29 protein-coding genes and 3 tRNA genes are annotated in these 25775 nt (G+C 32.8%); 22 read left to right on the top strand and 10 right to left on the bottom strand.

The window, feature by feature from the left end; translation table 11 throughout:
* Positions 1–455 precede the first annotated feature (455 nt).
* The 4 genes from MYRA21_RS17875 (at position 456) to MYRA21_RS17860 (ending at position 3497) form a co-directional block, all read left to right on the top strand.
* Positions 456–1370 carry a pirin family protein gene (locus MYRA21_RS17875; protein ID WP_006261677.1) on the top strand — a complete coding sequence of 305 codons (915 nt, stop codon included), beginning with the start codon at positions 456–458 and terminating at the stop codon, positions 1368–1370.
* 1 nt (position 1371) lies between these two features.
* Positions 1372–1773, top strand: coding sequence for an OsmC family protein (locus MYRA21_RS17870; RefSeq protein WP_006261676.1), 402 nt, complete (start codon positions 1372–1374; stop codon positions 1771–1773).
* A gap of 80 nt (positions 1774–1853) precedes the next feature.
* Positions 1854–2141: a GNAT family N-acetyltransferase gene (locus tag MYRA21_RS17865; protein WP_006264147.1), complete on the top strand. Its 288-nt coding sequence runs from the start codon at positions 1854–1856 to the stop codon at positions 2139–2141.
* 300 nt (positions 2142–2441) lie between these two features.
* Positions 2442–3497 carry a hypothetical protein gene (locus MYRA21_RS17860; protein WP_039330171.1) on the top strand — a complete coding sequence of 352 codons (1056 nt, stop codon included), beginning with the start codon at positions 2442–2444 and terminating at the stop codon, positions 3495–3497.
* Positions 3498–4187: 690 nt separating this feature from the next.
* Here the strand turns inward: MYRA21_RS17860 and MYRA21_RS17855 are convergent.
* On the bottom strand, positions 4188–5447 hold the full coding sequence (locus MYRA21_RS17855; protein ID WP_039330169.1) for a S9 family peptidase: 1260 nt from the start codon (positions 5445–5447) through the stop codon (positions 4188–4190).
* Between the two features lie 324 nt (positions 5448–5771).
* Here MYRA21_RS17855 and MYRA21_RS17850 point away from each other — a divergent pair, with 324 nt between their 5' ends.
* The 7 genes from MYRA21_RS17850 (at position 5772) to MYRA21_RS17820 (ending at position 11184) form a co-directional block, all read left to right on the top strand.
* Positions 5772–6263 carry a hypothetical protein gene (locus tag MYRA21_RS17850; protein WP_039330520.1) on the top strand — a complete coding sequence of 164 codons (492 nt, stop codon included), beginning with the start codon at positions 5772–5774 and terminating at the stop codon, positions 6261–6263.
* 20 nt (positions 6264–6283) lie between these two features.
* Complete coding sequence (locus tag MYRA21_RS17845) at positions 6284–6826, top strand: HutD family protein (protein WP_039330167.1); 543 nt, start codon at positions 6284–6286, stop codon at positions 6824–6826.
* 186 nt (positions 6827–7012) lie between these two features.
* On the top strand, positions 7013–7429 hold the full coding sequence (locus MYRA21_RS17840; protein ID WP_039330165.1) for a hypothetical protein: 417 nt from the start codon (positions 7013–7015) through the stop codon (positions 7427–7429).
* Between the two features lie 99 nt (positions 7430–7528).
* Positions 7529–8878 carry an SMI1/KNR4 family protein gene (locus MYRA21_RS17835; RefSeq protein WP_039330164.1) on the top strand — a complete coding sequence of 450 codons (1350 nt, stop codon included), beginning with the start codon at positions 7529–7531 and terminating at the stop codon, positions 8876–8878.
* Positions 8878–9420, top strand: a complete 543-nt coding sequence (locus MYRA21_RS17830; protein WP_006261668.1) for an RNA 2'-phosphotransferase — start codon at positions 8878–8880, stop codon at positions 9418–9420. Before MYRA21_RS17835 ends, MYRA21_RS17830 begins: the two co-directional genes overlap by 1 nt.
* Positions 9421–9554: 134 nt before the next feature.
* A complete protein-coding gene (locus MYRA21_RS17825; protein WP_039330162.1) occupies positions 9555–10313 on the top strand; it encodes a DUF2314 domain-containing protein in 759 nt (252 codons plus the stop codon).
* 316 nt (positions 10314–10629) lie between these two features.
* Positions 10630–11184, top strand: coding sequence for a hypothetical protein (locus MYRA21_RS17820; RefSeq protein ID WP_039330160.1), 555 nt, complete (start codon positions 10630–10632; stop codon positions 11182–11184).
* A gap of 79 nt (positions 11185–11263) precedes the next feature.
* Here MYRA21_RS17820 and MYRA21_RS17815 read toward each other — a convergent pair whose 3' ends face one another.
* The 5 genes from MYRA21_RS17815 to MYRA21_RS17795 all read right to left on the bottom strand — a co-directional run bounded on the left by MYRA21_RS17815 (position 11264) and on the right by MYRA21_RS17795 (position 14675).
* Complete coding sequence (locus MYRA21_RS17815) at positions 11264–11764, bottom strand: ClbS/DfsB family four-helix bundle protein (protein WP_039330158.1); 501 nt, start codon at positions 11762–11764, stop codon at positions 11264–11266.
* Positions 11765–11770: 6 nt separating this feature from the next.
* Positions 11771–12316 (bottom strand): STM3941 family protein, encoded by a 546-nt coding sequence (locus tag MYRA21_RS17810; RefSeq protein WP_006264140.1) that lies wholly within the window; start codon positions 12314–12316, stop codon positions 11771–11773.
* Positions 12317–12320: 4 nt separating this feature from the next.
* A complete protein-coding gene (locus MYRA21_RS17805; protein WP_039330156.1) occupies positions 12321–13448 on the bottom strand; it encodes a GNAT family N-acetyltransferase in 1128 nt (375 codons plus the stop codon).
* Positions 13449–13524: 76 nt separating this feature from the next.
* Positions 13525–14058 (bottom strand): GNAT family N-acetyltransferase, encoded by a 534-nt coding sequence (locus MYRA21_RS17800; RefSeq protein WP_006258410.1) that lies wholly within the window; start codon positions 14056–14058, stop codon positions 13525–13527.
* A gap of 8 nt (positions 14059–14066) precedes the next feature.
* Positions 14067–14675, bottom strand: a complete 609-nt coding sequence (locus MYRA21_RS17795) for a trans-aconitate 2-methyltransferase (protein WP_039330153.1) — start codon at positions 14673–14675, stop codon at positions 14067–14069.
* Between the two features lie 965 nt (positions 14676–15640).
* Between MYRA21_RS17795 and MYRA21_RS17790 the strand changes: the two genes are divergently transcribed.
* From MYRA21_RS17790 to MYRA21_RS17780, 3 genes are all read left to right on the top strand, one after another.
* Positions 15641–15724, top strand: a tRNA-Ser gene (locus tag MYRA21_RS17790).
* A 10-nt stretch (positions 15725–15734) separates the two neighbouring features.
* Positions 15735–15809, top strand: a tRNA-Pro gene (locus tag MYRA21_RS17785).
* 39 nt (positions 15810–15848) lie between these two features.
* Positions 15849–15923, top strand: a tRNA-Pro gene (locus MYRA21_RS17780).
* 99 nt (positions 15924–16022) lie between these two features.
* Here the strand turns inward: MYRA21_RS17780 and MYRA21_RS17775 are convergent.
* Together MYRA21_RS17775 and MYRA21_RS17770 are read right to left on the bottom strand one after the other, a co-directional pair.
* Positions 16023–17009, bottom strand: a complete 987-nt coding sequence (locus MYRA21_RS17775) for a transposase (RefSeq protein ID WP_039330151.1) — start codon at positions 17007–17009, stop codon at positions 16023–16025.
* Positions 16996–17349, bottom strand: a complete 354-nt coding sequence (locus MYRA21_RS17770) for a hypothetical protein (RefSeq protein WP_006260368.1) — start codon at positions 17347–17349, stop codon at positions 16996–16998. The genes MYRA21_RS17775 and MYRA21_RS17770 overlap by 14 nt, the downstream gene beginning before the upstream one ends.
* A gap of 263 nt (positions 17350–17612) precedes the next feature.
* Here MYRA21_RS17770 and MYRA21_RS17765 point away from each other — a divergent pair, with 263 nt between their 5' ends.
* Both MYRA21_RS17765 and MYRA21_RS17760 read left to right on the top strand, forming a co-directional pair.
* Positions 17613–18854: a site-specific integrase gene (locus tag MYRA21_RS17765; RefSeq protein ID WP_039330149.1), complete on the top strand. Its 1242-nt coding sequence runs from the start codon at positions 17613–17615 to the stop codon at positions 18852–18854.
* 93 nt (positions 18855–18947) lie between these two features.
* On the top strand, positions 18948–19217 hold the full coding sequence (locus MYRA21_RS17760; RefSeq protein WP_006261656.1) for a helix-turn-helix domain-containing protein: 270 nt from the start codon (positions 18948–18950) through the stop codon (positions 19215–19217).
* A 93-nt stretch (positions 19218–19310) separates the two neighbouring features.
* Here MYRA21_RS17760 and MYRA21_RS19440 read toward each other — a convergent pair whose 3' ends face one another.
* A complete protein-coding gene (locus tag MYRA21_RS19440) occupies positions 19311–19571 on the bottom strand; it encodes an AraC family transcriptional regulator (protein ID WP_255420026.1) in 261 nt (86 codons plus the stop codon).
* 119 nt (positions 19572–19690) lie between these two features.
* Here MYRA21_RS19440 and tnpA point away from each other — a divergent pair, with 119 nt between their 5' ends.
* From tnpA to MYRA21_RS17735, 4 genes are all read left to right on the top strand, one after another.
* Positions 19691–20104 carry an IS200/IS605 family transposase gene (gene tnpA / locus MYRA21_RS17755; RefSeq protein WP_006261444.1) on the top strand — a complete coding sequence of 138 codons (414 nt, stop codon included), beginning with the start codon at positions 19691–19693 and terminating at the stop codon, positions 20102–20104.
* A gap of 1045 nt (positions 20105–21149) precedes the next feature.
* Positions 21150–21437 (top strand): hypothetical protein, encoded by a 288-nt coding sequence (locus MYRA21_RS17745; RefSeq protein ID WP_006258245.1) that lies wholly within the window; start codon positions 21150–21152, stop codon positions 21435–21437.
* A complete protein-coding gene (tnpB, locus tag MYRA21_RS17740; protein WP_081316899.1) occupies positions 21437–21775 on the top strand; it encodes an IS66 family insertion sequence element accessory protein TnpB in 339 nt (112 codons plus the stop codon). Before MYRA21_RS17745 ends, tnpB begins: the two co-directional genes overlap by 1 nt.
* 49 nt (positions 21776–21824) lie before the next feature.
* Complete coding sequence (locus MYRA21_RS17735) at positions 21825–23399, top strand: IS66 family transposase (protein WP_039329170.1); 1575 nt, start codon at positions 21825–21827, stop codon at positions 23397–23399.
* On the opposite strand, the gene MYRA21_RS17730 is transcribed toward MYRA21_RS17735, so the two are convergent.
* Entirely contained in the window at positions 23400–23588 is a 189-nt protein-coding gene (locus tag MYRA21_RS17730; RefSeq protein ID WP_039330147.1) for a hypothetical protein, read from the bottom strand.
* A gap of 1001 nt (positions 23589–24589) precedes the next feature.
* Here MYRA21_RS17730 and MYRA21_RS19435 point away from each other — a divergent pair.
* Positions 24590–24889 (top strand): transposase, encoded by a 300-nt coding sequence (locus MYRA21_RS19435; RefSeq protein ID WP_039328751.1) that lies wholly within the window; start codon positions 24590–24592, stop codon positions 24887–24889.
* Positions 24886–25761 (top strand): IS3 family transposase, encoded by an 876-nt coding sequence (locus MYRA21_RS17720; RefSeq protein WP_039328753.1) that lies wholly within the window; start codon positions 24886–24888, stop codon positions 25759–25761. The genes MYRA21_RS19435 and MYRA21_RS17720 overlap by 4 nt, the downstream gene beginning before the upstream one ends.
* Positions 25762–25775: the final 14 nt, after the last annotated feature.

The following is a 25775-nucleotide window of genomic DNA, read 5'->3' as shown; positions in this document are numbered from 1 at the left end:
TAACATCAGATAAGTAATAAAGATTTTATTATTTAGGTTTTGTTTATAAAGCATAAGTTTATTGAGTTGACTTATGCTTTATTTTTTTTATACACCATTAACAAGGGTAGTGCCTTAGTCATGATGTAGGATGCTAGGAGATTCCTTGAGGGTTTCTAGGAGTATTCTTGCTGAAAAACGTGCTTTGGGCTAGTAAACTCGAAGAATACCCCTAGCAAACTGCAAGAAACTCGAAGAGAATAAGGGATTAGAGAATGCTTAATTAACGCTGAGTACTTAGAAACGTTAAAAAAGTGTTTTCAACTTTACTTTTTTCTATAGAAGCAGTATCTTTAAAGAGAAGAGTTTTAGGGATAAATTAAGGTGGTTCTTAATCTATATTAACTAGTAATGAAGAGAACTTCTTTAATTTTACACTAGAACAATAAAGTATTCATCAATTAAATATTCATATTATGTCAAACGTAGATTTAGTTATAGAGGAACGTGCAGCTAGTATTGGTAACTTTTTAGTAGGAAGACTATTGCCTTTTAGACAGAAGCGCACAGTAGGGCCATTTTCTTTTATAGATCACATGGGACCTATATCCGTAGCAGAACACGATAATTTAGATGTAGATCCACATCCTCACATAGGTCTATCTACATTGACTTATCTATTTGAAGGACAGATCATGCATAGAGATAGTGTGGGAAGCGTAGAGCGTATCACTCCAGGTGCGGTAAACTGGATGACAGCTGGTAGAGGGGTAGTGCATTCTGAGCGTATGCCAGAGGATATACGTACGACTATGCCTGATGCTATTCTACACGGGTTACAGATTTGGATTGCATTGCCTAAAGAATTAGAGGATATGGAGCCTTCTTTTGTTCATATTGAAGCAAAAGATTTACCAAGCTGGGAAGAAGATGGTGTATCGTATAAACTAATAGCAGGAGAAGCTTTAGGTAGAAAATCACCAGTGCCTGTATACAGTCCATTGTACTATATCGAAATCAAATCTACAGAACATAAGAAGATTAATATCGGAAGTGGACTATTCGGAGAGGCAGCGATGTATATCTTAGAAGGTGGAGTGAAGAGTGGTGAGCATGAGTACGAACCTAAGAATATCTTGATCTCTAATGATAGTACGCTATGTGAGTTTGAAATGAAGCCTAATACTACAGTCTATATCTTCGGAGGAGAACCTCTACCAGAAGAGCGCTATATACTGTGGAACTTCGTATCTCATGATACAGACAAATTAGAGAAAGCAAAACAAGATTGGATCGATCAGAACTATGAGGTATTCCCTTTAATAGAAGGTGATAGTGATAGTTATGTACCGTTTCCTGAAGGAATGAAATCATTTAAAAATAAGAAGTAATATGGACGTAACAGTAAAAGCCGTTTTAGGTACTGAATTATATTATACAGAGGTTACAGCTGGTAGTAATGTATTGATTACTGATGAGCCTGCTGATTTGGGTGGACAGAATAAAGGGTTTAACCCATTCGAAGTATTAGCTACTTCACTAGCGAGCTGTACAGCAGCTACACTGAGAATGTACATGGATAGAAAGAAGTGGGAAGCTGAGAAGATTGTAGTCGAAATAGAAATGACTAGAGATACTACAGGGACAAAGACTACTTTTAATAGAAAGGTGTCTTTCGAAGGTGCATCATTAGATGCTGATATGAAGAAGAGATTAGCTATTATAGCTGATAAGTGTCCTGTACATAAAGTATTGACAGGAGAGGTAACCATTAATACAGAATTAGCTGTTTAGAGAACGGGCAACAGGGAACAGAAAACCGATAAGGAGTATTAAGAAAAAAGAAAAGTATTAACCAATAAAAGAAATATACTATGGAAATAAAACATGAAGCCCAAGAAACAAAAGGCGCATTCGTCGCTTATATAGACGGCCAACGCGCTGGAGATATGACTTACTCTGTAGCAGGTACAGATAAGATTATTATAGATCATACGGGAGTAGAAGAGGCATTTAATGGTAAAGGAGTAGGAAAGGCTATATTGCTTGAAGGAGTAATCCCTTACGTAAGAGAAAAGAATTTAAAGGTATTACCGTTATGTCCTTTTGCATCAGCTATGTTTAAAAAGATGCATGCTGAGATAGGAGACGTATTAGTATAATTAAGAATTAAGAATTAAGAATTAAGAATTAAGAATTAAGAATTAAGAATTAAGAATTAAGAATTAAGAATTAAGAATTAAGAATTAAGAATTTTCTTATAGACAAGATGTACTTAGTGGTTATTGTGCGGTGTGATTGTCACGGATTATAAATCTGCACCATCAGTATTACAGTACTATGCTGTAGACAATTCTGTTAACAGTAAACTGTCTACTGTCCACTAAATAAGTTTTGTGTTCTAACGAGTATGTCTATATTGTTTTTGTTACCTTTGTACCAAATTAAATATATAGAATCTTATGAACGAAAAAACACCTTTTGGATTAATATCTACAATAGAAGTTCCTTATGCTTTAAGTGTAAAGGGAAACTGTTGGAGTAAAGAAGGATTGTTAATCGCGAATTATATTTATTCGAATGAAGGAGATACTAATACGTACGAATTAGTATATACTATCATTGATAGTGAGGGAAATACAAAAGAGGAGAAAGAGACTAGAGGAGTATTACCTACTTTATTTTTAAGCCCTACTAAGGAGAACTTTGTTTCTCTAGTAAGTGGAGAGGAAGAAGAGATGACTTCTTATTCTATATTTGATAAGAGTATAAAAGGATTTAAAAGTAGCAAGTCATTTGATGGGCGTTTTGTAGGATGTACAACTGAACATTCTATTTTTTATAATGTAGATATCTGGAGCGAAAAGGCGGCAGATGTGATGAATGTTATAGTGTTTAAAGATGGTGTGCTAGTAGATGAAAAGAAAGTAGCTATTCCTTTTCCTAAAGATAATAAGATCTGTGTACGAAATGGAGAGATTCATATCATCACAGAAGTAGAGGACGGATGGCTTCATCGTCAGATAGATGAAAATGGAGAGGAAGTGAGAAGAAGATTATTAGAGTTTGATTTTCCTTTTGTACACGAAGCGCTGACCTTGTCATTTGATGAGAAATCATATTTATTATGTGAGGAGAATGGTGAGATAGGTATCGTAGAGATAGATGCAGATGGAGAAGGGATGTATGGTGACTTATTTAATATCGGTGATGAGTTCTTCGGTACTTGGCATCCACAACGCGTAAGTGATGATACTAATGCAGTACAATTCACGACTGAGTTTGGAAATGGATGGTTAGTGATTAAGAATGATGAGCTAGTAGAACTGTTCTATAACAAGAATAAAAAAGGATATCAAAACTTATTGACTAAGGAAGTGTTGTCTATTGATAATAACGATTTAGTATTGTCAGGAATAAACCCTATCGCTGATGGTAAAATAGGATTAGTATTCTATCCTCGTAAACAACGCAAAGAGACTTATAATAAAGCTTTCGTATTACAACACGAGATATAGTTTAATTAAGAATTAAGAATTAAGAATTAAGAATTAAGAATTAAGAATTAAGAATTAAGAATTAAGAATTAAGAATTAAGAATTAAGAATTAAGAATTAAGAATTAAGAATTAAGAATTAAGAATTAAGAATTAAGAATTAAGAATTAAGAATTTTCTGACTTAATGTACTTAATTTAAAGATATAATAAAGGTCACTAACACTATGCTAGTGACCTTTTTGTTTGATGTTTATCTATTATTGAACAGGCATGTATTTATTGATAAACTTCACTGTTCCTAATCCGCAAAGTCTCCTGACTTTGAGGAATTAGTTGTTTGTTTTCATTGAGAGATGATGTATCTTGAGTTGATAAGATGAAGTTAGAAAGTGATATATGAAATGGGATTGATAACCATATATAGTATTACGAAGTCCTTTCGGCCTAAGCTAGTCAACGGGTGTCTTCTCATTGAAGATTTGCTAACGGTCATTCCGCCGTAGGCGTGGGAATGTTAGTGCAAATCAAAATGTAAGAAGACCGTTAACTAGATTGAGTCTTGACCTTTTTTGTTACTTTTTAGGGTCAAGCCAAAAAAGTAAATAAACTACTGCGTAGCGTAAGAATTCTCTGACTTAATGTGCTGATTTAAAGATATAAGAAAGGTCACTAACGCTATGCTAGCGACCTTTTTGTTTGATGTTTATCTATTATTGAGCAGGCATGTATTTATTGATAAACTTCACTAGCTCATCATTCTTCCATACGATAGCTTGAGTGTGTCCAGCACCTTCTACTAAGATGAACTCTACATTAGGAGAACCTAAATCTTGTAGTCCTTTTACCATTCCTTGAGTTACGATAGCAGGTACATTAGTATCCGCTTGTCCTTGGATGACTAAGATAGGTTTGTCTATTTTTTGAGTACCAGGTTGACTATCTAGTAAGAACTTTTGGATGATAGGATCATTCTTAAACTTCTCATTGTTAAGGCCTGGGTAAGTCATTACTTTATTGTTAGGATCTTCATTCATATACTTGATGATATCAGCCATAAACGCTTGACGTACTCCGTCTAGACAGTCTCCATTATCTCCATTGCTTCCCTCAGCTAGTTTAGCAAAGTTCTTTGCTCTATCTTCGAATATAGCAGTATAGTCATAAGAAGGAGTTTCTGCTTTGATACCTACTCCTGCTAAGGCAGCATAAGCTAATAGCGTAGCATAAGATGTAACAGAACTTCTTTTTTCTAAAGGTATAGGAGTAGGACTAGCGTTTTCCATAGCTTCTATTTTAGCAAGAGCTACTGGAGCTACTTCTAAAATAATCTTTCCTAAACTAGAGGCAGGAGCACCAGCTACAGCTCCTTTATAAGTGGTATCATTATTCGCTAACTCCGCTATACCTAGGGAAGCTTGACCACCTTGAGATTGTCCAGCAGACATCCAGTCTCCATTAAATTCGCTAGTGTATTTTTCTTTTACAGCTTTGATAGCATAAGTAGCAGATAGTGCTTCACTCTTTAGGTGTAAGTAAGGGTGTATACCTGGAGTACCTAGTCCTTCATAATCAGGAGCCACGATTACATATCCCTGTGCTAATAAGGCTTTGGCTGTTACTTTAAAGTTTTCTCCTAACGGATTACTACTAGGGGCACATGCGTCTGCTACTCCTACTGTACCATGAGCCCATACCACGATACGGTAACCGTCTTTTGGCTTAGGTGTTTTAGGGTACATAATAAGCGCAGTAGCATGCTGGTTCTTACCATTTAAATAAGGCATATTATAGGTCATTATCTTTATAGAGCTCGCCTCATCTAGTTTGTCTAGAGTATAATCCTTTTCAGATACATATTCTTTCTCGTTTTCGACTTTATTTTTATTATCATCACTATTACAAGATGTAAGCATTGTAAAGGTGAATGTAGTAGCTAGTATAGCTCCTATTAAGAACGATTTTCTCTTCATAGTTAAACGGTTTTTGTAATTATTCTGATTATTTGGTTAGCCTAAATATAGCAATATCTTTGAATAATGACATGATATGGCGTTATTTGTTTGTTTATTTTATACTATTTACAAATTAAAATTTGTACTTATGTAATAACATTATTTTGAAAAGAATAAGTTTAATTGAGAATTAACATGGAAGTTGTCTTGTTGTAGATATTGGTTACTAATTCAGTTTTGTTTATCAGTTGTTTAGAGTTTAAGTAATGCGCTTTAAAAGTTAAAGCTTGAAAGGCTTACAATAAATTTATTGAAGAATAGTTATTTATATAAATGAATAAGATGAAAAGAAATGCATTGATATTGGTCGTACTAGCAATAGTATTGACAAGCTGTAATATTGGAAAAAGTAATAAAGCAGAGATACAAGAGGAAATAAAAGAAGTGGAGAAGTTAACTACAGAAGAGGTTCCTTATGTAGTGGCTAAAAATTATTATGTACTCAATACAGTAAAGAACGATAAGGTAGAAAGTCTTCGTATAACTTCACAAGATAATTTTGAGTCTTATTTTGGTACTGCAGCTACAATGGGGGAACAAGGAACGCCAACATCTATAGACTTTAAAAAGTCATTTGTCTTAGCTTTAGTAGGTCAGCCTACAGATAAAGATACTTCTTTTGAAATAAAGGAATTAGTAGCAAAAGGAGATGTGTTAGAGTTGTCTTATACAATTAAACAAAGTCAAGAAAATAGAAGCTTTACTGTACATCCATGTATTATCTTAGTAGTGGATAAAACGAATGAGAAAGATGTTCGTTTTATAGCTGAATAAAGAGTAAACTGTTTCTACGCATGACAATAGAAGTAATAAAAAAAGAAGAGATTACAGCTAGTATTTGGTCTGGAGGTAAGACGAATGAGTATGTGATATATCCTAGAGATGCCAAATATGTAGATAAGGATTTTATATTTAGAATAAGCAGTGCTACTATAGAAGCAGTTCCTTCTGAATTTACTCGTTTTGATGGGTATAGAAGATATTTATCCATGTTAGAAGGAGATTTAAAACTATATAGACATGGGAAAGAGGAGTATTATACTACTAATACTCTTTTCTCTTTTGATTCTGAAGAAGACATTACTTCTTATTCTTTAGGTAAAGACTTTAATCTGATGTTACATCGCTCTATAAAGGATGAAGTAGTGCAAATTAGCGCTGATGCGTTGAATACTAGTGTGCTATACCTATTTATATTTGCATTAGTAGACTGTTTAGTAGTAATAAATGATATTAGCTACTCGATACAACAATATGATTGTTTGTTAATAATCAATGAAGAATATGCTTCTATAAAAATTACTTTAGATCAAGAGGTTATTTTGGGCTATTGGTAAAAGTAAAGTACTAAAATAATAATATGATACTTTAATATTTTATATAATAAAGGTTAAAAAAACTTAATTGTCTCTTTGTAATTGTGGTTTTAATGATTTAGTTATAATTACTTAAGATTTAGGTTACAATACAGTGTATTATATATACTAACTTGGATTTAAATAACTTTTTAAATCAGGTTGTATATGGAAATGTCTTATATCGTAGTGCCTTTAGTGGATTGTAATGAGAATGCTTTTAATCAAGAATTGAGTAAGTTATTTCCTTTTAGTAATATTGTTAATGTGGTGTGTCATCAGAAACAATTTTTAGTTGTATATAGAGATATCAATATTCCAGAAACAGAACCTAAGGAAATAAATGAAGTATGTGAGTATGATAATAAGATAGAATATTTTAGTAGAAAACATCCTTATTTAGATATTGCAGTTTTGCAAGTTTTAGGAGAAGCTAAGAATTGTTTCTATGATGGTTTTATCATGAAAAACAAGAAAAAAATAAAAGAACACAGTGGGATGCACAATGCTTATATCCCAATACTTCAATATTTTATGCCAGATTATGATGGGAGTGATTTAAGTATCTTTTCAAGTAATTTTTAAAATTGTTATTACCAATAGTATTATCGTTTAAGATACCTTTTTATGGCGATATAATTATGTGGTTAAATTCACTTTCTTTGTAGTAGGAAAAAGAAAATTATGAATGTACAGATAGAGAGAATAAAAGATAAGCTTAGTACGATTAAGGATTTTGATAAGGAATATCAAGTTTTTGGAGCAAGTTCGCATCAATATGGAATAGGAGAAGTAGTACGTCACACAGATATAAAACACTTTGAACAAGAGTATAATGTAGTGTTGCCAGAGGCTTATGTCGCTTTTCTTACTCAGGTAGGAAATGGGACTAATCAAGAAGATGCTTATGGGAGTAGTGCTGCAGGACCTTATTATGGTATATATCCTTTAGGGACGAATCTAATCGATGTATTTGTAGAGGATATTAAGAGATCTATAGCACAAGCGTGTATTTTAGATCCCAAAATGACTAAGGAGGAATGGGAAGCATTAACTCTTGCTTTACAAGAAGACGATTTGTCTGATGAAGATTACTACGAGATTCAAAACAAACTATTTAGTGGTTTATTAGCTATCGGTACACAGGGATGTGCTATTACGACTTGTCTTGTGATGAATGGGGAGCATCGGGGAAGAATTGTATATATAAATGAAGATTATCAACCAAGCTTTGCTTATGAAGAACATTTCTTAGACTGGTATGAGCGATGGTTAGATGAGATTATATCAGGAGAATTAGTAAGTAAAGATGCTGGATGGTTTGGATATGCTAGAGGAGGAAGTAGTGAATCACTATGGGGATCATTTAAAACCATTGAAGATAAAGAGGAGAAATTAGAGTATCTAGTCGGTCTAAGTCAAAAGAAAGAGATTAGTGAAGCTATTCTTCAAGAGATAGAATATGTTCTTTCTGAGGAGAGAGACGATGATATAAGGAGTTCTCTTACGATGATTTTGGCAAAAGTAGCATTTAAAAGAGCTATTCCTTTTGTCAAAGAACTAATAGGGCAAAACCTTCTTGTCTCTTTAAAAATAATGCATTGGTATGCAGAGGACAAGGCGTATTGGTTGCCGTTCATTACTCCATTAAGTAATACTATCAATGATGAGGAGACCTTTCGTTTTTATACTTACGTTGTGTCAAAAGCAACAGATGATTATGGTGAGCTGATGTTAGCAGGACTTCGATCTTCTAATCAGGCCATACGTGCAACGGCTATCTATACGCTAGGAGAAGCTAAGAACAAGAAGAAATATCTAAGTCAATTCATTCAATGTTTACATGACGATGATGAGAGAGTGGTTTTATATGCTCTACAAGGTTTAAAGGAAGTAAATGACGAAAGATTACTACCGTGTTATAACGCAGTGTATAAAAAATACAAGGCAAGTGAAGAGGAGAATTATATTATAGTAAATTTAGAGCATAGACTTAAAGAGTTAGGCCTAAGTTTAGAAGGATTAGAAAGATAATGGACGAAAGTAGAAAGAAAAGTATAGGAAAGTTTTTAAGTTTAGTACTTAGACATGAACCGAGTAAAATAGGAATACAATTAGACGAGAATGGGTGGGCTGATGTAGAGGAATTAATCAGTAAATGTGGTAAACATAGAGTTTTGTTTACCAAGAAAGAGTTGGATGAAATCGTAGAGACCAACAATAAGAAGAGGTATGCATATAGTACTGATGGTACTAGGATAAGAGCTAATCAAGGACATTCTATCGCTGTTGATCTAGAGTTTATACCTGTAGAGCCTCCACAGTTTTTATACCATGGAACAGCAGATCGTTTCTTGAATAACATAGAGGTAGAGGGGATTAAGAAGATGAGTAGACAGCACGTCCATCTAAGCCAAGATAAAGAAACGGCTATCAGTGTGGGGTCTCGTCATGGTAGAGTAGTGGTGCTGACTATCTTAGCGGGTAAGATGAATGAAGAGGGAATAGAATTCTATCAATCAGCTAATGGGGTATGGCTAACAGATTATATCGATCCGAAGTATATCTCTAAATAAAGAGCATTAAAATTGTGTTAATGCATGGCTATACTTGTTTTGATTACTTGAATATGTAAAAGAGATAAGTATTTTTGCACGGTAGGTTATAGAGTTCTAGTAGCCTATTTTATTAAATAGATAAAACACTTATTATGGAAAAAGAGAACCCGATTTTTTATGCAAAAGGAGATGACCCTATCTTAATAGAGGCATATAAGAAAGCTCAAGATACCTTCAAATACTTTTGGAGAGAGTTGTCTTGGGAATATAGAAGAATAGTACCTGCTTTCGATATGGCTAGTGTTAAAGTGGCTTTCACACAAGAGGTAGAAGGAGAAGAAGAGCCTGTAGTAGAGCATATGTGGATCGGTGATGTAGACTTCGATGGAGATATTATCTATGGAGAGCTATTAAATCAGCCTAATATACTAACGAATATAGAAGAAGGAGAGCAAATAGGAGTAACTCTTGATCAGATTAGTGACTGGATGTTTATTAGTCAAGGTAAATCTTTTGGAGGTTTTACTGTGCAGGCTATGCGTTCTGTGATGACTGAAGAAGAGAGAAAAGAACATGATGAAGCTTGGGGACTTGAGTTCGGAGATTTTAATGATGTTGTCTATGTATATGAACAAAAGGAGCATCCTGAGAATCTTATAGAGCACCCTATGAGTAAGAATATGAAAGAGAGTTTAGAGAAATTCTTAGATGAGAATCCTGATGAGGTAACGAATAAGGATGAGGCTGGATATACGTTCTTACACAAAGAAGTTATCGCGGGTAATCTTACAAGTGTTGAGGTATTATTGGCAAAAGGAGCTAATAAGAATGAACCAAATAATGAAGGTAAAACTCCAGTAGACTACGCAAAGCAGTTAAACTGGGAGCATATCATCCCTGTATTAGGATAATCAGTTTTTAAATAAAAGTAGGAAAGCTCTAGTAAATAATACTAGGGCTTTTTTTGGTTAACGGCTTTCGGTTAACAGTTAACAGTGTATTGTGGTTACTTTGTAGAGTTTTATGAGAGATGTTTTTCACATACTCTGCTTGCATAGACTTTGTCAGCACGACATGGATGGTGGATATATATTGCGGTTGACGGTTTACGGTTTACGGTTTGTGGTTGACAGTGTATTGTACGGTTTTTAGTTGCGGTATTTGGTATGTTTAGAGGATTAGTATATTTCCATTTATGATTATATTTGAACATCAGTAATAATTAAAATGACACATAAAGAACTATATCAAATCGTATTAGAAACAGATATACACGTTAAGAGTCGTATGGACACTTTAGCAGTTATTGGTAGTGATGAAGAAGTGTTACAGTTTTTGCTGAAATATAGCTTCGAATACGATGATGCTATTCATGTGATGTCTACTGTATTGTTGCAAGATATTCTAGATAGGGATATCCTACGTTTAGAGCCTTATTTAGACACTTTTATAAATAATGCAGAGTTCATTACTAATGAATCAAGTAAACGTCTGATAAGTCGTATATGTTGGTTGGTAGCCAAAAGTAAAAAGTTAGTGCGTACCCCTGCACAAGAAAAAAAACTAGTAGATGTCTCTCTGCTGTGGCTGTCTACTGATTCTAAAGTAGCTTCAGAAGCTTTTGCGATGGATATTTTGATGTTATTAGGGCATCAATATCAAGAGGATATGAAGCTAATCAGCGAGGTGATAGAGCTGAATTACGCTAAGCGAACAGCTGCTTATCAGAATAAAGCGAAGAAGTTTATGGCTTATAGTTTACGGTTGACAGTTGACAGTTGACAGTTGACGGCTTTGCCCTACACGGGGGAATTAGGAATTAAGAGTTGACGGTATTTAATTCAAAATAATATCAAGTAACTTATTTAATACCGTTTTTCTTCAGGAACTTTAATGCCCAGTCATAATGGCTAGAAGTAGCAGATACAAGATAAGCGCCTAATGAGGTGTTTCCTGTCCAATTATACCTTTTCTTCTCGAATAGTTCTTCGTTACTGTGCTGTTGAATGATTTGAAGTACAGCGTTATGAGACTCTTTGATCTTCTGAATACTGTCAAGTACAGCTGTATTTTGATACTTCTGATTAATGGCAATATTTAATTCAGGAGTCGTCTTCCACGTATAGCCCTCAGCAGGCATAATAGGTTTGCTTCCTGCCATACCTATTTGATACCAAGACATAAACATGCTGTGCCATTCGTGCAGGTGCATAAGTACATCTCTCACATTTTTGTTGAGACTCTTTTCTGTAAAATCGTTGTTTAAACGCTCGTTATCTAAGGGTTCAACTACTGATATCAACTTGTCAAACAAATCGTTAGATAGGGCTATTAGTTTCGTTTTATTAGTTGGTCTTGCCATGGTAGTTTATTTAAGTGTATTCTTATCTAGTTGTTGTTGAATAGCAATTGCCAATTCTACATCTGATACGTTAAGCATATTGGTATTGATAAATATAGAAGTACCATGTGTCTTTAAGTTAGCCTGCATTGATTTCTTCTTGATCATATTCTTTTGTCTGGCGATATATTCTTCAGGATTCTTCACATAGATCAATACAAACTTCTGACTCTGCATTTTATAGAGTTCAACAGAAGTAATATCTTGCCAAGGGATTAATCCATTCACTACTGCAGTGGCATTCTCAAGTATCCCTTGTTCATTAATGACAATACCTGGTTTATTACTAAATAATTTACTAATAAACATTATGGAAGCATATCCAAAGAATACTATAGCCAATACAGCTATAACATAGGTCAGTTCTATAGAACCTAAGAAATACCTTCCCTTGTGATACAGACAGTTATAGAATACAAGTACTCCTGCTGCTACAAGTAATAAAGATCCTATAAGGTATAAACTTACTTTAATCTTGCTGATAGAATAAGTGATTGGTAGAATAGTATTCATAATGTTATAGCGTTAAAATGAATTGTTGCATCTCTCTCATTCTGTTTTTTAAAGGGCTAGGTTCTATGATAAAGTCATATGCATGGATAAAACCGAATTTATTAGGAATATTTACACTTGCCTCATTACCTTTCTCTACAGCATAAAGTATAGACGAGGTATTGATTTCTGACTTGGTTATCTCTATCAGCTTTTTAGTAACCTCTGTACCATATCCTTTCCCTTGTTTAGAGTCTTTAATCCAAAGACCTATTTCAACAGATTCTTCATTGATATCGCTTAATCCACAGCTTCCGATAAACTCATTGGTTTCTTTGTCTAATAGCACTAATACTAAGGCTGTACCATTGGTTATTTCGATGCGTGAACGTCTGATGTACTCTTTTAACAAAGGTTGATTACCATTGGCATCAAAGCTTAAGAATCTCGTGATTTCTGGGGTTATATTAGTCAAAAAGTCTTCTAGGTAAGTATCTTCTACGATAACGTATTTTAGGTGTTCACTAGTCCAAGTTTTATCAAGAGGAATGAGATTTCTCTGTTGATCCTTCACCATTTTAACTACAGTGAGTATGTCGTATATCAGCCCTTGTTCTATGTCATCACGAGCTACTAATTGTTCTAAGACAGGCTGATAAGCACATAAGACCTCTTTTGTATAATACCACGCATAGTCAAAGACTTTTTGCATATCTGTAGCAGCCCATATCATAGCATCTTGTTCCCTTGTTTCGAATTCAGGCCATAAGAACGAAGATTGAGTACTATATAGCTCTTGGATAGAAGGGATGTTATCAAATTCATTGCTATCTCTAAAAAGCTCCCATTGAAAGCCTATTGCCTTAGCAACTTTTAGGATAACGCGTAATAACATATCTTGATTATAAGGCGTTTCTTTAAATAACTGAAACAAGCGTATCAATACAATAGGAGTAGTGGTAATCACTCCACCTTTATGTTCTATATTATTCGCTAAAGAAAAAAGAGCATATCTACTATCTCTAATATCACTGCTTATAGCCTGATCTAGCAATGGTGGCAAATCATCTGCACGTCCATTATAGTGTACTAAAAATTCCCAAGGAATGGTATTAAAGTCGATCTGTTCTAATTCTGTTATTTTATAACGCATAATCTATATTGTATTCAATTATTGAAAAAAAGTTCAAAAAACATTGTGCTCTTTGAACTTTTAAATTTCTTATTTATTACTTCTTTTTATTGTCCTTGCGGTATTGAAGCATATTAAGTATCTTCTCTTCACTGATATTTCTCACGAAATCACTATGGTAAACATAACCTAATTTCTCAGCTATCTTAATACTTCCATGGTTATTCTTCTCTACATTGTAGATTAGATAGTCCACTGTAAGGTTTTCGTTTACATAAGTTTCTAATGCAGTGATAAGTTCTTGTCCGTATCCTTTGCCAAAAGCAGATTCTTTTAACCAGATACCAAGAGAGATAGACTCTTCATTCACATCGTGTATACCACAACATCCGATAAACTCTTTTGTCTCTTTATCTACTGCTACTAAAGTGATATCAGTACCTTGGTCTAATACACCTAAACTATAATCAATAAAACCTTGTGTATCTTCGATTTTACCTGTTGGTATAAAAGGTAAAAACTTAGCTACTGTAGGTGTTAACTCACGAAAAATATCTTCTTTAAAGCTGTCGTTTACTACTAGGTAAGATAGTCTATCAGAAGAAAATTGGATATCTCTACTAAATCCCATATTTGTTATTATTTATTCTTTTTAAAATGGCAGTACACAAAGTTCTGCTTGGTGTCAAATGGTGTAATATGATCTTCATAAAAGCTGTCCTTTAGTGTAAAAGAATCTTTAAATAGCTCATTTAGATCTTCTGTATTGTATTGAATAATCTCTAATCCACTACACTTCAGAGGTCCTTGTTTAGAGAACGTAGCAATAATAAGATTTTCTTTTACTGCCTTGGCAACTAACTGCGTATAAACTTGAGTCTCTTCAACTGTCAAAAAGTGAAACACAGCACGGTCATGCCACACATCGTATTGCTCAGTAGGGGTAAAAGTAGTGATATTACTTTCTATCCACTTTACCTGATAAGCCTTATCACCTAATCTCTTCTTAGCACGTTCTAGTGCTTCTCCAGAGATGTCTAACACTGTGATATCAGTATATCCTTCTTCTAGTAAGTAGTCAACTAAAATACTATCTCCACCACCGATATCGATAATCTTAGCGTCTTTAGAGATATTACTATTCTCTATTAGGCGAAGTGAGTTAATCGGTTTTACTTGTGTCCAACTTACCTGATCAGGTGTTTTAGTTTTATATACACCTTCCCAATGTTCTTTTATATTCTCCATGGCATTTAAAATAGTAAATAACAAAAGTAGTAATTCCTTAATCAAGAAGGAAACTGTCTTTTTGTTTTTTCATGAAATCGTGATGTTGTGAAACCGTGAAACTGTTTAGTCTATTGTATCAATACATAGTTTATCACATCATCTAAGAACATTCTGTCCATAAGGTAAGACTGTAAACTGCTTTGTGAAACCGCGATGTCGTGAAACCGCTGTTCCCTAACTGTAGGCGACTTCCCAGCGAAGCGGCTCTCTAGTAAGCGAAGTTAGACATTTTTCATTTAATCAAGAACTACAAACCAATACTATACTTAATGAGAAAACCTAAGACAAACCAAGTAGAGAACATTGCTGCTAATAGGATTATGTACCCTAGGGAAATACCACTACACTTGTGCTGATGGTATGTTAATGTACAGCTTGATGAGAGAGATGCAGTAGAGTAAAACAAAAAAGTCAGATAAGAGACTTATCTGACTTCAAATGATTAATTGAATTAGTTAGCGTGTATAGTTTTTATATCTATTAAATATGATCTATACTTAGATGTCCTGTATTAACTACTAATATCATAAAGATAGTAGTGGTGAACTGAACACTCTAATAACAAATATACGATTTATTTTCATTATTTATTGCCTTGAGGTTATTTAGATTCGTTATTGTTAGTTTAATAAAGTACTACGGGGTTTATGATAAATGAAGATTATAAGGTGAGAGTCGATAGGAGGAAAGAGAGTTGAACACTAGAAAAGAGTCCTATTTTAAAGAATGATGAGATCTAACGGATTATTTATTTAAAAATATTAAAAAAATATTTTTAAAGTACTTTGCTCATTTATAATTAAATATGATTTTGGTTGAAGAAAATGATAGAAATACTAGCTTTTTTATCTTCTCGAAATTTGCAGAACTCAAAAACTCGTAGTATGTTTGCACCGCATTAGAGAAGTAATGATCTAAGCAACGGAGAGGTGCCGGAGTGGTAACGGAGCAGATTGCTAATCTGTCATCGGGTAACCGATGCCAGGGTTCGAGTCCCTGTCTCTCCGCTAAGTTTTTCGGGGTGTAGCGTAGCCCGGTCATCGCGCCTGCTTTGGGAGCAGGAGGTCGCAGGTTCGAATCCTGCCACCCCGACGAAATAACTTAGCTTAAAAAAATATTAGATGACCCAATCGGGGTGTAGCGTAGCCCGGTCATCGCGCCTGCTTTGGGAGCAGGAGGTCGCAGGTTCGAATCCTGCCACCCCGACTTATAGAGTGTTAAAATACTTGTAAATCCGTAAATATCAATTATTTACGGATTTTTTGTTTTTTATATATATCAAGGATCAGTGACAAAAGTTGGGGACTAGGCAAAAAGTCTAGTTAATCTAAAAAGAAAAAACTTCTTATCTCTAACACCTCTATACATCATACGGAAGAATTTAATTTTGGCATTAAATGATTCCGCAGAAGCATTTGTACTTCTATTAATAAAGTAATTGATGATTTCGTTATAGTGTACATTAAACGTCTTTAAAACAGTACTAAAGTGTTTGAGTGAAGCTTTTTCAATATCATTAAACCAATGAGCAAGCTTAGTCATAGCTATTTCTTTATCTATTTGTAGATTATATATCTGTCTAAGGTTATTAGCTAATAGATAGGCTTGTTTAATCTCTGGGTATAATTCAAATAGTATCTTAGCTCTTTCTTGTTGGTCAGATGTCCAATTAATTTGGTTTTTATAAAGTAGAGAACGTGAGCGAACTAAAAGTTGCTTCTTAGTATCTCCATTACTAAGTATTTCAGGATTATATATAATGCCTTCTTCCTTAGCCTTTAAAACAGCAGTGTTCTCAGCGTCAAGCTCAGCCCATCTATATTTTATTCTAATATCTTGTACAGCTTCACTTACAAGCTTTTGTACATGAAAACGATCAATTACTTGCACAGCTTTAGGGAAGCACTTCTTAGCTATCTGTTTCATAGCCCCTGCCATATCTAAAGTAATCTCGGTAACTTTATCTCTAAGTTTTTTAGGTAGTTTAGATAGATGCTTTATTACAGTATCTGATTTTGTTCCTTTAACTATCGCTACAATGGTCTTTTTCTGACCTTTACCTGCTTTAGAAGTCAGTATAGTGTACAATTCTCCCATAGATAAACATACTTCATCTATGGAGAGTTGTTCAGTTATATTTTCTGGATAGAGTAGCCAGTCTTGTGCATGTTCTTGTTGATTCCATTGTTTGAAACCACTAGTTTTATGTTTGTATTGGCGTTGAAACTTTTCACCTTTAACTCCAAATAATTCACCAATAGCCTTACAGCTAAGTACTTTAGTATCGGCCAATTTTTTTTAAGAACTCCGAAAACTCTGTAGTCATTCGTGTTCCTTCTGCGATGATATTCCAATCACGTGATATAATTTCTCCTGTTTGTTTATCTGTCCAACGACGACGTTGTACGTGTAGTTTAACTGATTTACCTCGTAACGGGAAGTCTTCAATAGTAATCATACTATGGAAACCTTTAGAAATAAGCTGTCTTTCAGCACATTGATTTCCGTAATCATTCTTCTCTTCAAAGTAGATATGTAGTTTGGTCTCTAATTCTTCTACTTTAGTAATATTGAAGTGTTCTACTAAGTAAGTAGGTAAGATTAGTTTTAGTATTTCTTGGCTATCCATCATAGCACAAAGATATTATTTTACACTTTCCTCCCCAACTTTTAACGTTGATCCCTAAATGTGAGCAATTAGGTGAGTTGAATTTTCAACCAAAAGAAGTGTAAATTTCACTCACCTATCTGTTTTTAGATAATTGAAAATCAATGGTTTATCCTGTGAGTAAAATGATTTTACTTGATGGATTTTGATTTTCTTTTGTTATACTTGAGTGAGTTATTTTAATAAACCATATCAAAACAGCTTGGTTAACATTAAAATAGATTGATATGAAGGCAAAAAACACTTTTGGTATACACTTTGTAATTCGTGTTATATCTTCATTAGACAGCGAAATGTCTATGATTTATGCCCGTGTGACTGTCAACGGGCAACGTACAGAAATCTCTTTAAAAATTAAGATTTCATCACTATTATGGGATTCTGTTAGAGGGAAATTAAAAGGAAAAAGTAACGAGGTAAATAAAATCAATGAACATATTGAAAGGGTTCGTTCTTTAATAACAGATAGTTATCATACGCTTATTCAGCAGAAGAAAGTTGTATCAATTGGTACTGTAAAAACTATGTTCTTAGGAATGGATGATTCTCAGATGTCTGTTATAAAGTTAATAGAATACCACAATACAATTTCATTGGGTAAGTTAACTCAAGGAACATTGAAGAATTATACAGCTACTACTAAGTATATTAAAAAGTTCCTTTTTTCAAATTATAATAGAAATGATATCTTTTTGAATGAACTTAATTATAAGTTTATTTTTGATTTTGAGAGTTATTTAAGAAGTTGTAAGCCGATACATAGTCATCAACCATTGAGTAACAATGGTATAATGAAACATTTAGAAAGAGTTAAAAAGTTAGTTAACCTAGCTGTTACTATGGAGTGGATTGAAAAAGATCCTTTTTCAAAGTTTAAACTTAAATATGAGAAAACTAGTAGATCTTTTTTATCAAGAGCAGAACTGGATATTCTAGTTAAGAAACGATTTAAAAGAGAGCAATTACAAGCTGTATTGGATATGTTTTTATTTTGTTGTTATACAGGCTTAGCCTTTATTGATATTTTTGAATTAAAACCATCTAATATTGTAGTTGGAAGTGATGATAAGTTATGGATATTCTCTCAACGTGTTAAAACTAAAATTACAATACAGGTTCCTCTTTTACCAGAAGCTCTAAAACTGATAGAGAAGTATAAGTGTAACTCTACTGCTATGGAGTTAGGGAAGATATTTCCAGTTATAAGTAATCAGAAAATGAATGCTTATTTAAAGCAAATCGGCAGTGTTTGTAAGATTAATAAGAATCTTTCGTTTCACATGGCAAGGCATACTTTTGCTACCACTTTAACCCTTAACAATGGAGTTCCAATGGAGTCTGTTAGTAAAATGCTAGGACATACTGCTATGCGTACAACACAGATTTATGCTAAAGTATTAGAATACAAATTAAGTGAAGATATGGAGAATTTACGATTGAAAATGATAGATCAAGACTTAAGAGCATAAGAGCCAAATGTAACTTGCTACAACCAATTTTCAAAACAAATTGATTTTATATAGATTTTAGAGGTATTGTTATACTTTAAAACTTATAAAAATATGAATGTAGAGTTAATTACTAAAGAAGACTTAGAGCAGTTTAAAACTGATATTATCAATGAGATAAGACGCTATAGTCCATTTAATCGAAAGAAAGACGAACAAGCAAAGCAATGGATAAAGAGTTTTGAGGTTAGAAAGTTATTAGGTATCTCTCCTGGTACACTTCAAAATATGAGATTAAAAGGAACTATTCCTTATAAGAAAATAGGGGGCCTTATATTCTATCGATATGAGGATATAGTAGAAATGATGAATACAAAAGCCTGAAATTATTCAGGCTTTTGTTTTTTAGATATATTCTTTTTGTGATACAATAAGTACATTCTTGTATTCACTTAAGGTGATCTTGTTTGTGTGTGTTTAAATAATGGTATTTTTATATTCTGTAGGTGTGCATTTGACAAAAAGCTTAAAATACTTTGTGAAAGTCCCTCTAGAATTGAAACCACATTCTTCAGCTATAGCTTCAATTTTATAATTTGGTTCTAATTGTATTAATTGTTTTGCATGCTGTATTCTATAGAATGCAATCATTGTATAATAGTTTGTATTTAACTCATTGTTTATTTTTTTTGAAATTTCATGAACAGGGATTTTTACCTCTGTACTTAAAGTATTAATAGTAAAATCTACACTTAAAAATCGAGTTTTATTTAAGTATAGAAAACCACCGCCTTTGGCGGTGGTGATGTTTTATAGGCTATGCCTTTTATAGGTTTGTACTATAAAACATTTAAACAGTGAGTAAATATAGAAAATTAACGCATGTATATTACAAATGTGATTATCACATAGTTTTTACACCCAAGTATCGCTTCCAAATTTTGGAAGGAATGGTAAAAAGTTTGATAGAATATGATATTCAATTGATTAGTAGTTGGAAAGGTGTTCAAATACAAGAAATGAATATTCAGAAAGATCATATTCATTTAGTATGTTCGATTCCCCCCAAAGTATCTATCAGTGAATTTATGGGAATTCTTAAAGGTAAACTAGCTATAAAACTCTTCAAAACATATCCAACATTAAAACAGAAGCCATATTGGGGTAATCATTTTTGGTCTCGTGGATATTTTGTTAGTACAGTAGGATTGGACGAAGATATGATAAAACGATATGTCAAGTATCAAGAACATAACGATAATCAATCGTAATGCCCCTTTGGGGCTAATCTGAAAAACAAAGCCACCATTTTTAATGGTGGTTTTTTACTGTTTTCAAAATAATCTAATATTACTAGTGTGGATTCAGAATATTTATGTTCTTTTAAAAAACTAATAGACAGTTTTTTGGCTATATTATGTTTTAAGTAATTTATTAAAGTTAAGATAGAATATAATAAAATATAAGATTGAATAATTAGCTGAACAAATTCAAGTAAGTAATTAAGATGCTTTAGTGATTGAACATAAATGTTTAATAAAAAATGAGTTGTTAGTAAAATAATTGTAGTTATTGAGATATGATTTAAGTAAAGATGAATAGGTTGATGTAAGTATTGATTTATATTATTAGGCTTTAAGAATTGAAATATTCCTAATAGGGTAAGTATATAGGATAATGTGTAGTATATATTATTAGTTATTAGATTATTTTTAAACAAAAATATACAGATAGTTTCTAAAGTTATTAGAGATAAATATAGTCTAATGCTAGTTCTGTTTATAAGGATTAATATAATTTGTACAATTATGTATAGATAAATATCAGTATGTGAATACATAATATTTATTATCTGTTTAATAATTAATAAAGTAATAATAAGGCAAAGAAATAACTTTTTCTTTAGTAGGGTGTTATTGTTTGAATTGATCATTTTTTCTTTTAAAGATAGGTTATTATAACATATTATGTTGTTATTGATTGGTAATGTTAATGTTTATTTATTAGTGTATTAGTTTTGATTAGAAAATAAAAAGTACTAGATTTGGAATAAATAATACTGTATCTACATAGAATTAGTGTTTTAAGTAAATCGCCTGACTTAATGTTTAATTAATAATAGAAAGTAGATATGTATATCGTAGTTATATTTTTTACAATTCTTTCAATTGTTGCATTGAAGGAAGTTTTGTTGTATTACAGGGTAAAAAAAAGGAATATTGATTTGGTTGCTTTTAGATTATTTGTATGCACCCCAGCAAGTGCATGTTTCATAATATAATGTAAGGAAGTAAGTTTGCTTTAAATAATAAAGAGATGAGCAAACAAGAAATTATGTACTCTCATGTAGAGGATTGGCAAGCAAGTGGATTAACACAATCAAAGTATTGTGAAAGTGTTGGAATTAAGCTGGCGACATTTAGTTATTGGGTAGTAAAGTTTAAGAGTGAAACAGAGCAAGAAGGCTCAAGTAACTTTATAGCAATAGGTGAAACATCTAAAACCGACAGTAAAGAATACGAAATCGTGTATCCTAATGGAGTGAAGTTACGTTTAGAAACGAAAGATTTGGGTGAACTCTATTCATTAGTAAACCTTGTGTAATGTTTAGTCTGAGTAGTAGCCATCAATTCTACTTGTATAAATCAGCTTGTGATATGCGCAAGAGTTTCGATAGTCTATGTGGTCTTGTTCAAAACGAGCTTAATCAAGTCGCTCATAATGGAAGTGTCTACGTCTTTATCAATCGTCGATGTAATCAGATTAAACTCTTACACTGGGAAACAGGTGGTTTTGTGTTATATCACAAGCGATTAGAACAAGGTACTTTTGCTTTTCCTATTCATAATCGGACTCAAATCAGTTGGAGTGATTTGGTACTTATGATTGAAGGAATACAAGTGATAAAAAGTAGTCAAAAAAGGCGGTTTTCCATGAGATAAAACAGCCTTAATCCTTGTATAAATAAGGCTTTTGACGTATATTTACTTCATGGAAATAGACTTAGAAAACTTATCGAAACAAGAACTTTTGGCACTTTTAACCAAAGCCCAAAAGACTATTTCCAAACAAGAAAAAGTAAATACTAAGTTAGAGAAGAAAACTACTAGCTTAGAAGAAAAGACCTCTAAACTAGAAGAAAAAAATACAGAACTGGAATATCGTGTAAAGCTACTTGAGCGCATGAAGTTCGGTCAAAGCCGAGAACGTTTTGAGGATCCCAATCAAACTCAATTACCTTTAGATGTTGAACAAGCAGTCTTAGAGGAACAAGAAGAAGTAATCAAACAAGAGATTACCTACTCTCGTGAGAAAAAGAAACATCCAGGACGAGCTAAACTACCAGATCATTTACCCGTAGAAGAAATAGAAATACATCCTGAGGGAGATTTATCTGATATGATTTGCATTGGTAAAGAAACTACAGATGTGTTAGATTATGTTCCAGGTTACTTTAAAATCAAGCGTTACATCCGATATAAATACGCTACTAAAGATAAAGACAATACTAAAATTAGTATTGGCGATCTTCCAGAGCGAATTATAGATAAAGGAATCCCTTCAGAGGGATTATTATCCACAATACTTGTAGATAAATATGTTGACCACCTTCCTCTTTATAGACAAAAGCAACGCTTTTCAAGAGAAAATATCGATATAGCTTCTTCTACAATAGATGGTTGGGCTGCTCAAAGTATGGATGCTTTAAAACCACTATACCAAAAGCTGGTGATGGACATCAAAAATGAAGGTTATCTCCAAGTTGATGAAACCACCATCAAAGTCTTAGATGAGAAAAAGAAAGACAAAACTCATCTTGGCTACTATTGGGTGTATCATGCACCTATATCCAAGCTTGTAATGTTTAATTACAGTCCTACTCGTAGCGGTAGTGCTGCACTACCTATATTAAAAAACTTCAAAGGATATCTGCAAACTGATGGATTTAGCGGCTACCAAGCCTATGGAAATAAGTCAGATGTAACGCATCTTGCTTGTTGGGCACATGCTCGACGTGAATTTGAAAAAGCTTTAGATAACGATAGAAAAAGGGCGCAGCATGTACTAGTAGAAATACAGAAGTTATATGCTATAGAGAGAAAAGCTAAAGAACAAAACTTAGCTCCTGACCAAATCAAAGAACTTCGTCTAGATGAAAGTTTACCAATCATCAACAAGCTTGGTAAATATATGATTGCTCAGATGAATCTTACCTTACCTCAAAGTAGAATAGGTAAAGCTTTTGCGTACTCTCAAAAAAGATGGAGTAATCTAAGTGATTACTTACACAATGGAAACTTGCAGATAGACAATAATCTTGTTGAAAATGTAATCAGACCTGTAGCAATTGGTCGTAAAAACTATCTCTTTGCCGGTTCTCATGATGCAGCACAAAGAGCAGCTATGGCCTATACGTTTTTTGCTAACTGCAAAAAGCATGACATTAATCCATATCAATGGCTAAAGTATGTTCTTGAAAATATTCAATCCATCAACCACAAGAATATCGCTGACTTATATCCTCATAATTACAAGAAACTTATCCTGGATAATGTAGAAGAATAATTAGATCTCACAAGATGTACTTGCTCGGGTGCATACCTTTAAAGGAATACTTGGTATTAATAATCCTTTATCATTTGAAGTTATTGTAAGTTCTGCAGACTTACTAGGTGTTTTAGTTCCAATACCCACTTGAGCTTGTAGTGACAACACAAATAAAAATGCAGCCACACATAGTAATTGTTTTTTCATGTTACATAAATTTTATTTAACACGAATTTCAAAACAATAGCACTATAATAAGTATCACTTTGTTATTCATAAGAACACATTAACAAAAATGAAATTGTTTCATAACAATCAAATAATAAAACTAACAATCAAATAATACTCGTAAATCACTAATAAGTATCAAAAAAAAATAGGTCTAAACGTATTGTCTAAACCTATTTTAAAGAATCAATTTAATAAAAAATACAAAAAAGGTTGAATAATTATATTATATACTCCCAGATAAATATAATCAACCATTTTTAAACTAAACTTTACTCCTATAGCTCCTTTTTCTATAATTAAAAATTAAAACTAACTTCCTATTTAAATCTATCAGATAAGTACTCTAGATAATAAACATCAACTTCTTGAATTATAAAATAATTCTATATGTATAAGTTTTTCATAATACCCTGGTTTTATAATTTTTCTAAACACTATACTTCTAAAACTGTAAAGAGTAAGTACTAATATTCTAATAATCCGCCTAACCTTTATAACAAAATTGGATAAAATCTTCCTCCTGTAAGTATTGTTTTGTTATATTCTTGAGCATATAACAAAACAGTAAGCTCCTATAATACTAGACTAACAAAAAAAAACACATAAACAATTATTATTCAACAATATAATTAAAAACAAAAAATCATATCTTACAAAATAACAAACCTAAAAAAGAAACTAGTTAACATATAATTCCTATACTATTGGGTAGGAAAAACTATATAATTTAGCTAACAAAATCTATTATACACTTTAAATAAAAAAAGCCAACTAGTATTTTACACTAATTGGCTTAACCTAAATAATTATACTAACTTAATATACTCTGCTGGGGTCATTCCTGTAACATTTTTAAAGCTCTTAAAAAATGAAGCCTTTGAATTAAATGCACTTTGAAAGAATAACTCATTTGCTGTCATTGGACTTGGTAACTTAGCCTGGACATTAAGTTAAGCATAAAAACTTATCTTTGAATTATGAAAAGAATTAGAAAGGCCTACGATGCTGCTTTTAAGCAGCAAGCCGTTGAACTGGCTAAGGAAAGAACAAACAAATCAGAATTGGCTCGTGAACTTGGAGTCAGACCTACATTATTGTATAAATGGTGTAAAGAAGCTCAAGAGTTAGGCGATGCTAGTTTTCCAGGTAATGGTAAACAAAAGCTGACTCCAGAACAAGAAAGGATAAAAGAATTAGAAAGGAAGTTAGCGGCTGTTGAATTAGAACATGAAATATTAAAAAAAGCAATCGGCATTTTCTCAAAGACCGGCAAATGATTTACATGTTCATATTTGATCATGAACATGAATTTCCGATTGGGATTATGTGTAAAGTTTTAGAGGTAAGTAGAAGTGGTTATTATCATTGGAAACGGTCTCCTGTTAATAAAAGAAAACAAGCCAAAGCAGATCTAAAACGTGTTATTACAGAAGTTTATCTAGAATTTAAACAGCGTTATGGCAGTCCTCGCCTTACAATAGAACTCAATGCACGAGGTTATAAAATATCTAAACCAACTGTTGCTAAGTACATGAAAGAGTTAGGATTACGTAGTAAAGTAGCTCGACGATATAGAATAACCACAGACTCTGAACACAATTATTTAGTGGTTGATAATATTTTAGATAGACAATTTACACAAACTGAACCAGGGAAAGTCTGGGTGTCTGACATTACTTATATCGCTGTTAAAGAAGGGTTTATTTACCTAACTACAATAATAGATTTATACGATAGAAAGGTTATTGGATGGAGTTTGAGTAAAGATATGTCAACAGAAAACACCACCTTGGCTGCCTTTAAAATGGCTAAAAAGAACAGATCTTTTCAAGACGGATTAATTTTCCATTCTGACCAAGGAGTACAATATGCAAACTACAAATTTGCAAATTTTTTAGAGTCCTTTAATGTTGTTAGAAGCATGAGTAGGAAGGCTAATTGTTGGGATAACGCCGTAGCGGAAAGCTTCTTTAAATCCCTAAAAGTGGAGATGATTTATGGAAATTTACAACTAAATACAAAGCAAATGGAAGCGAAAGTCTTTGAATATATCGAAATCTGGTATAATAAAAAACGTAGACACTCCTACTTAAACTACAAGACAATCAATGAGTTTAATCAAATAATAAATATGAATAAAGCTGCTTAAATAATTGTCCGGAT

The organism is Myroides sp. A21 (assembly GCF_000807225.1).
GTDB lineage: Bacteria > Bacteroidota > Bacteroidia > Flavobacteriales > Flavobacteriaceae > Flavobacterium > Flavobacterium odoratimimum.
The sequence above is the reverse complement of the archived record's forward strand: the minus strand, read 5'-3'. Positions and strand labels throughout refer to the sequence as shown.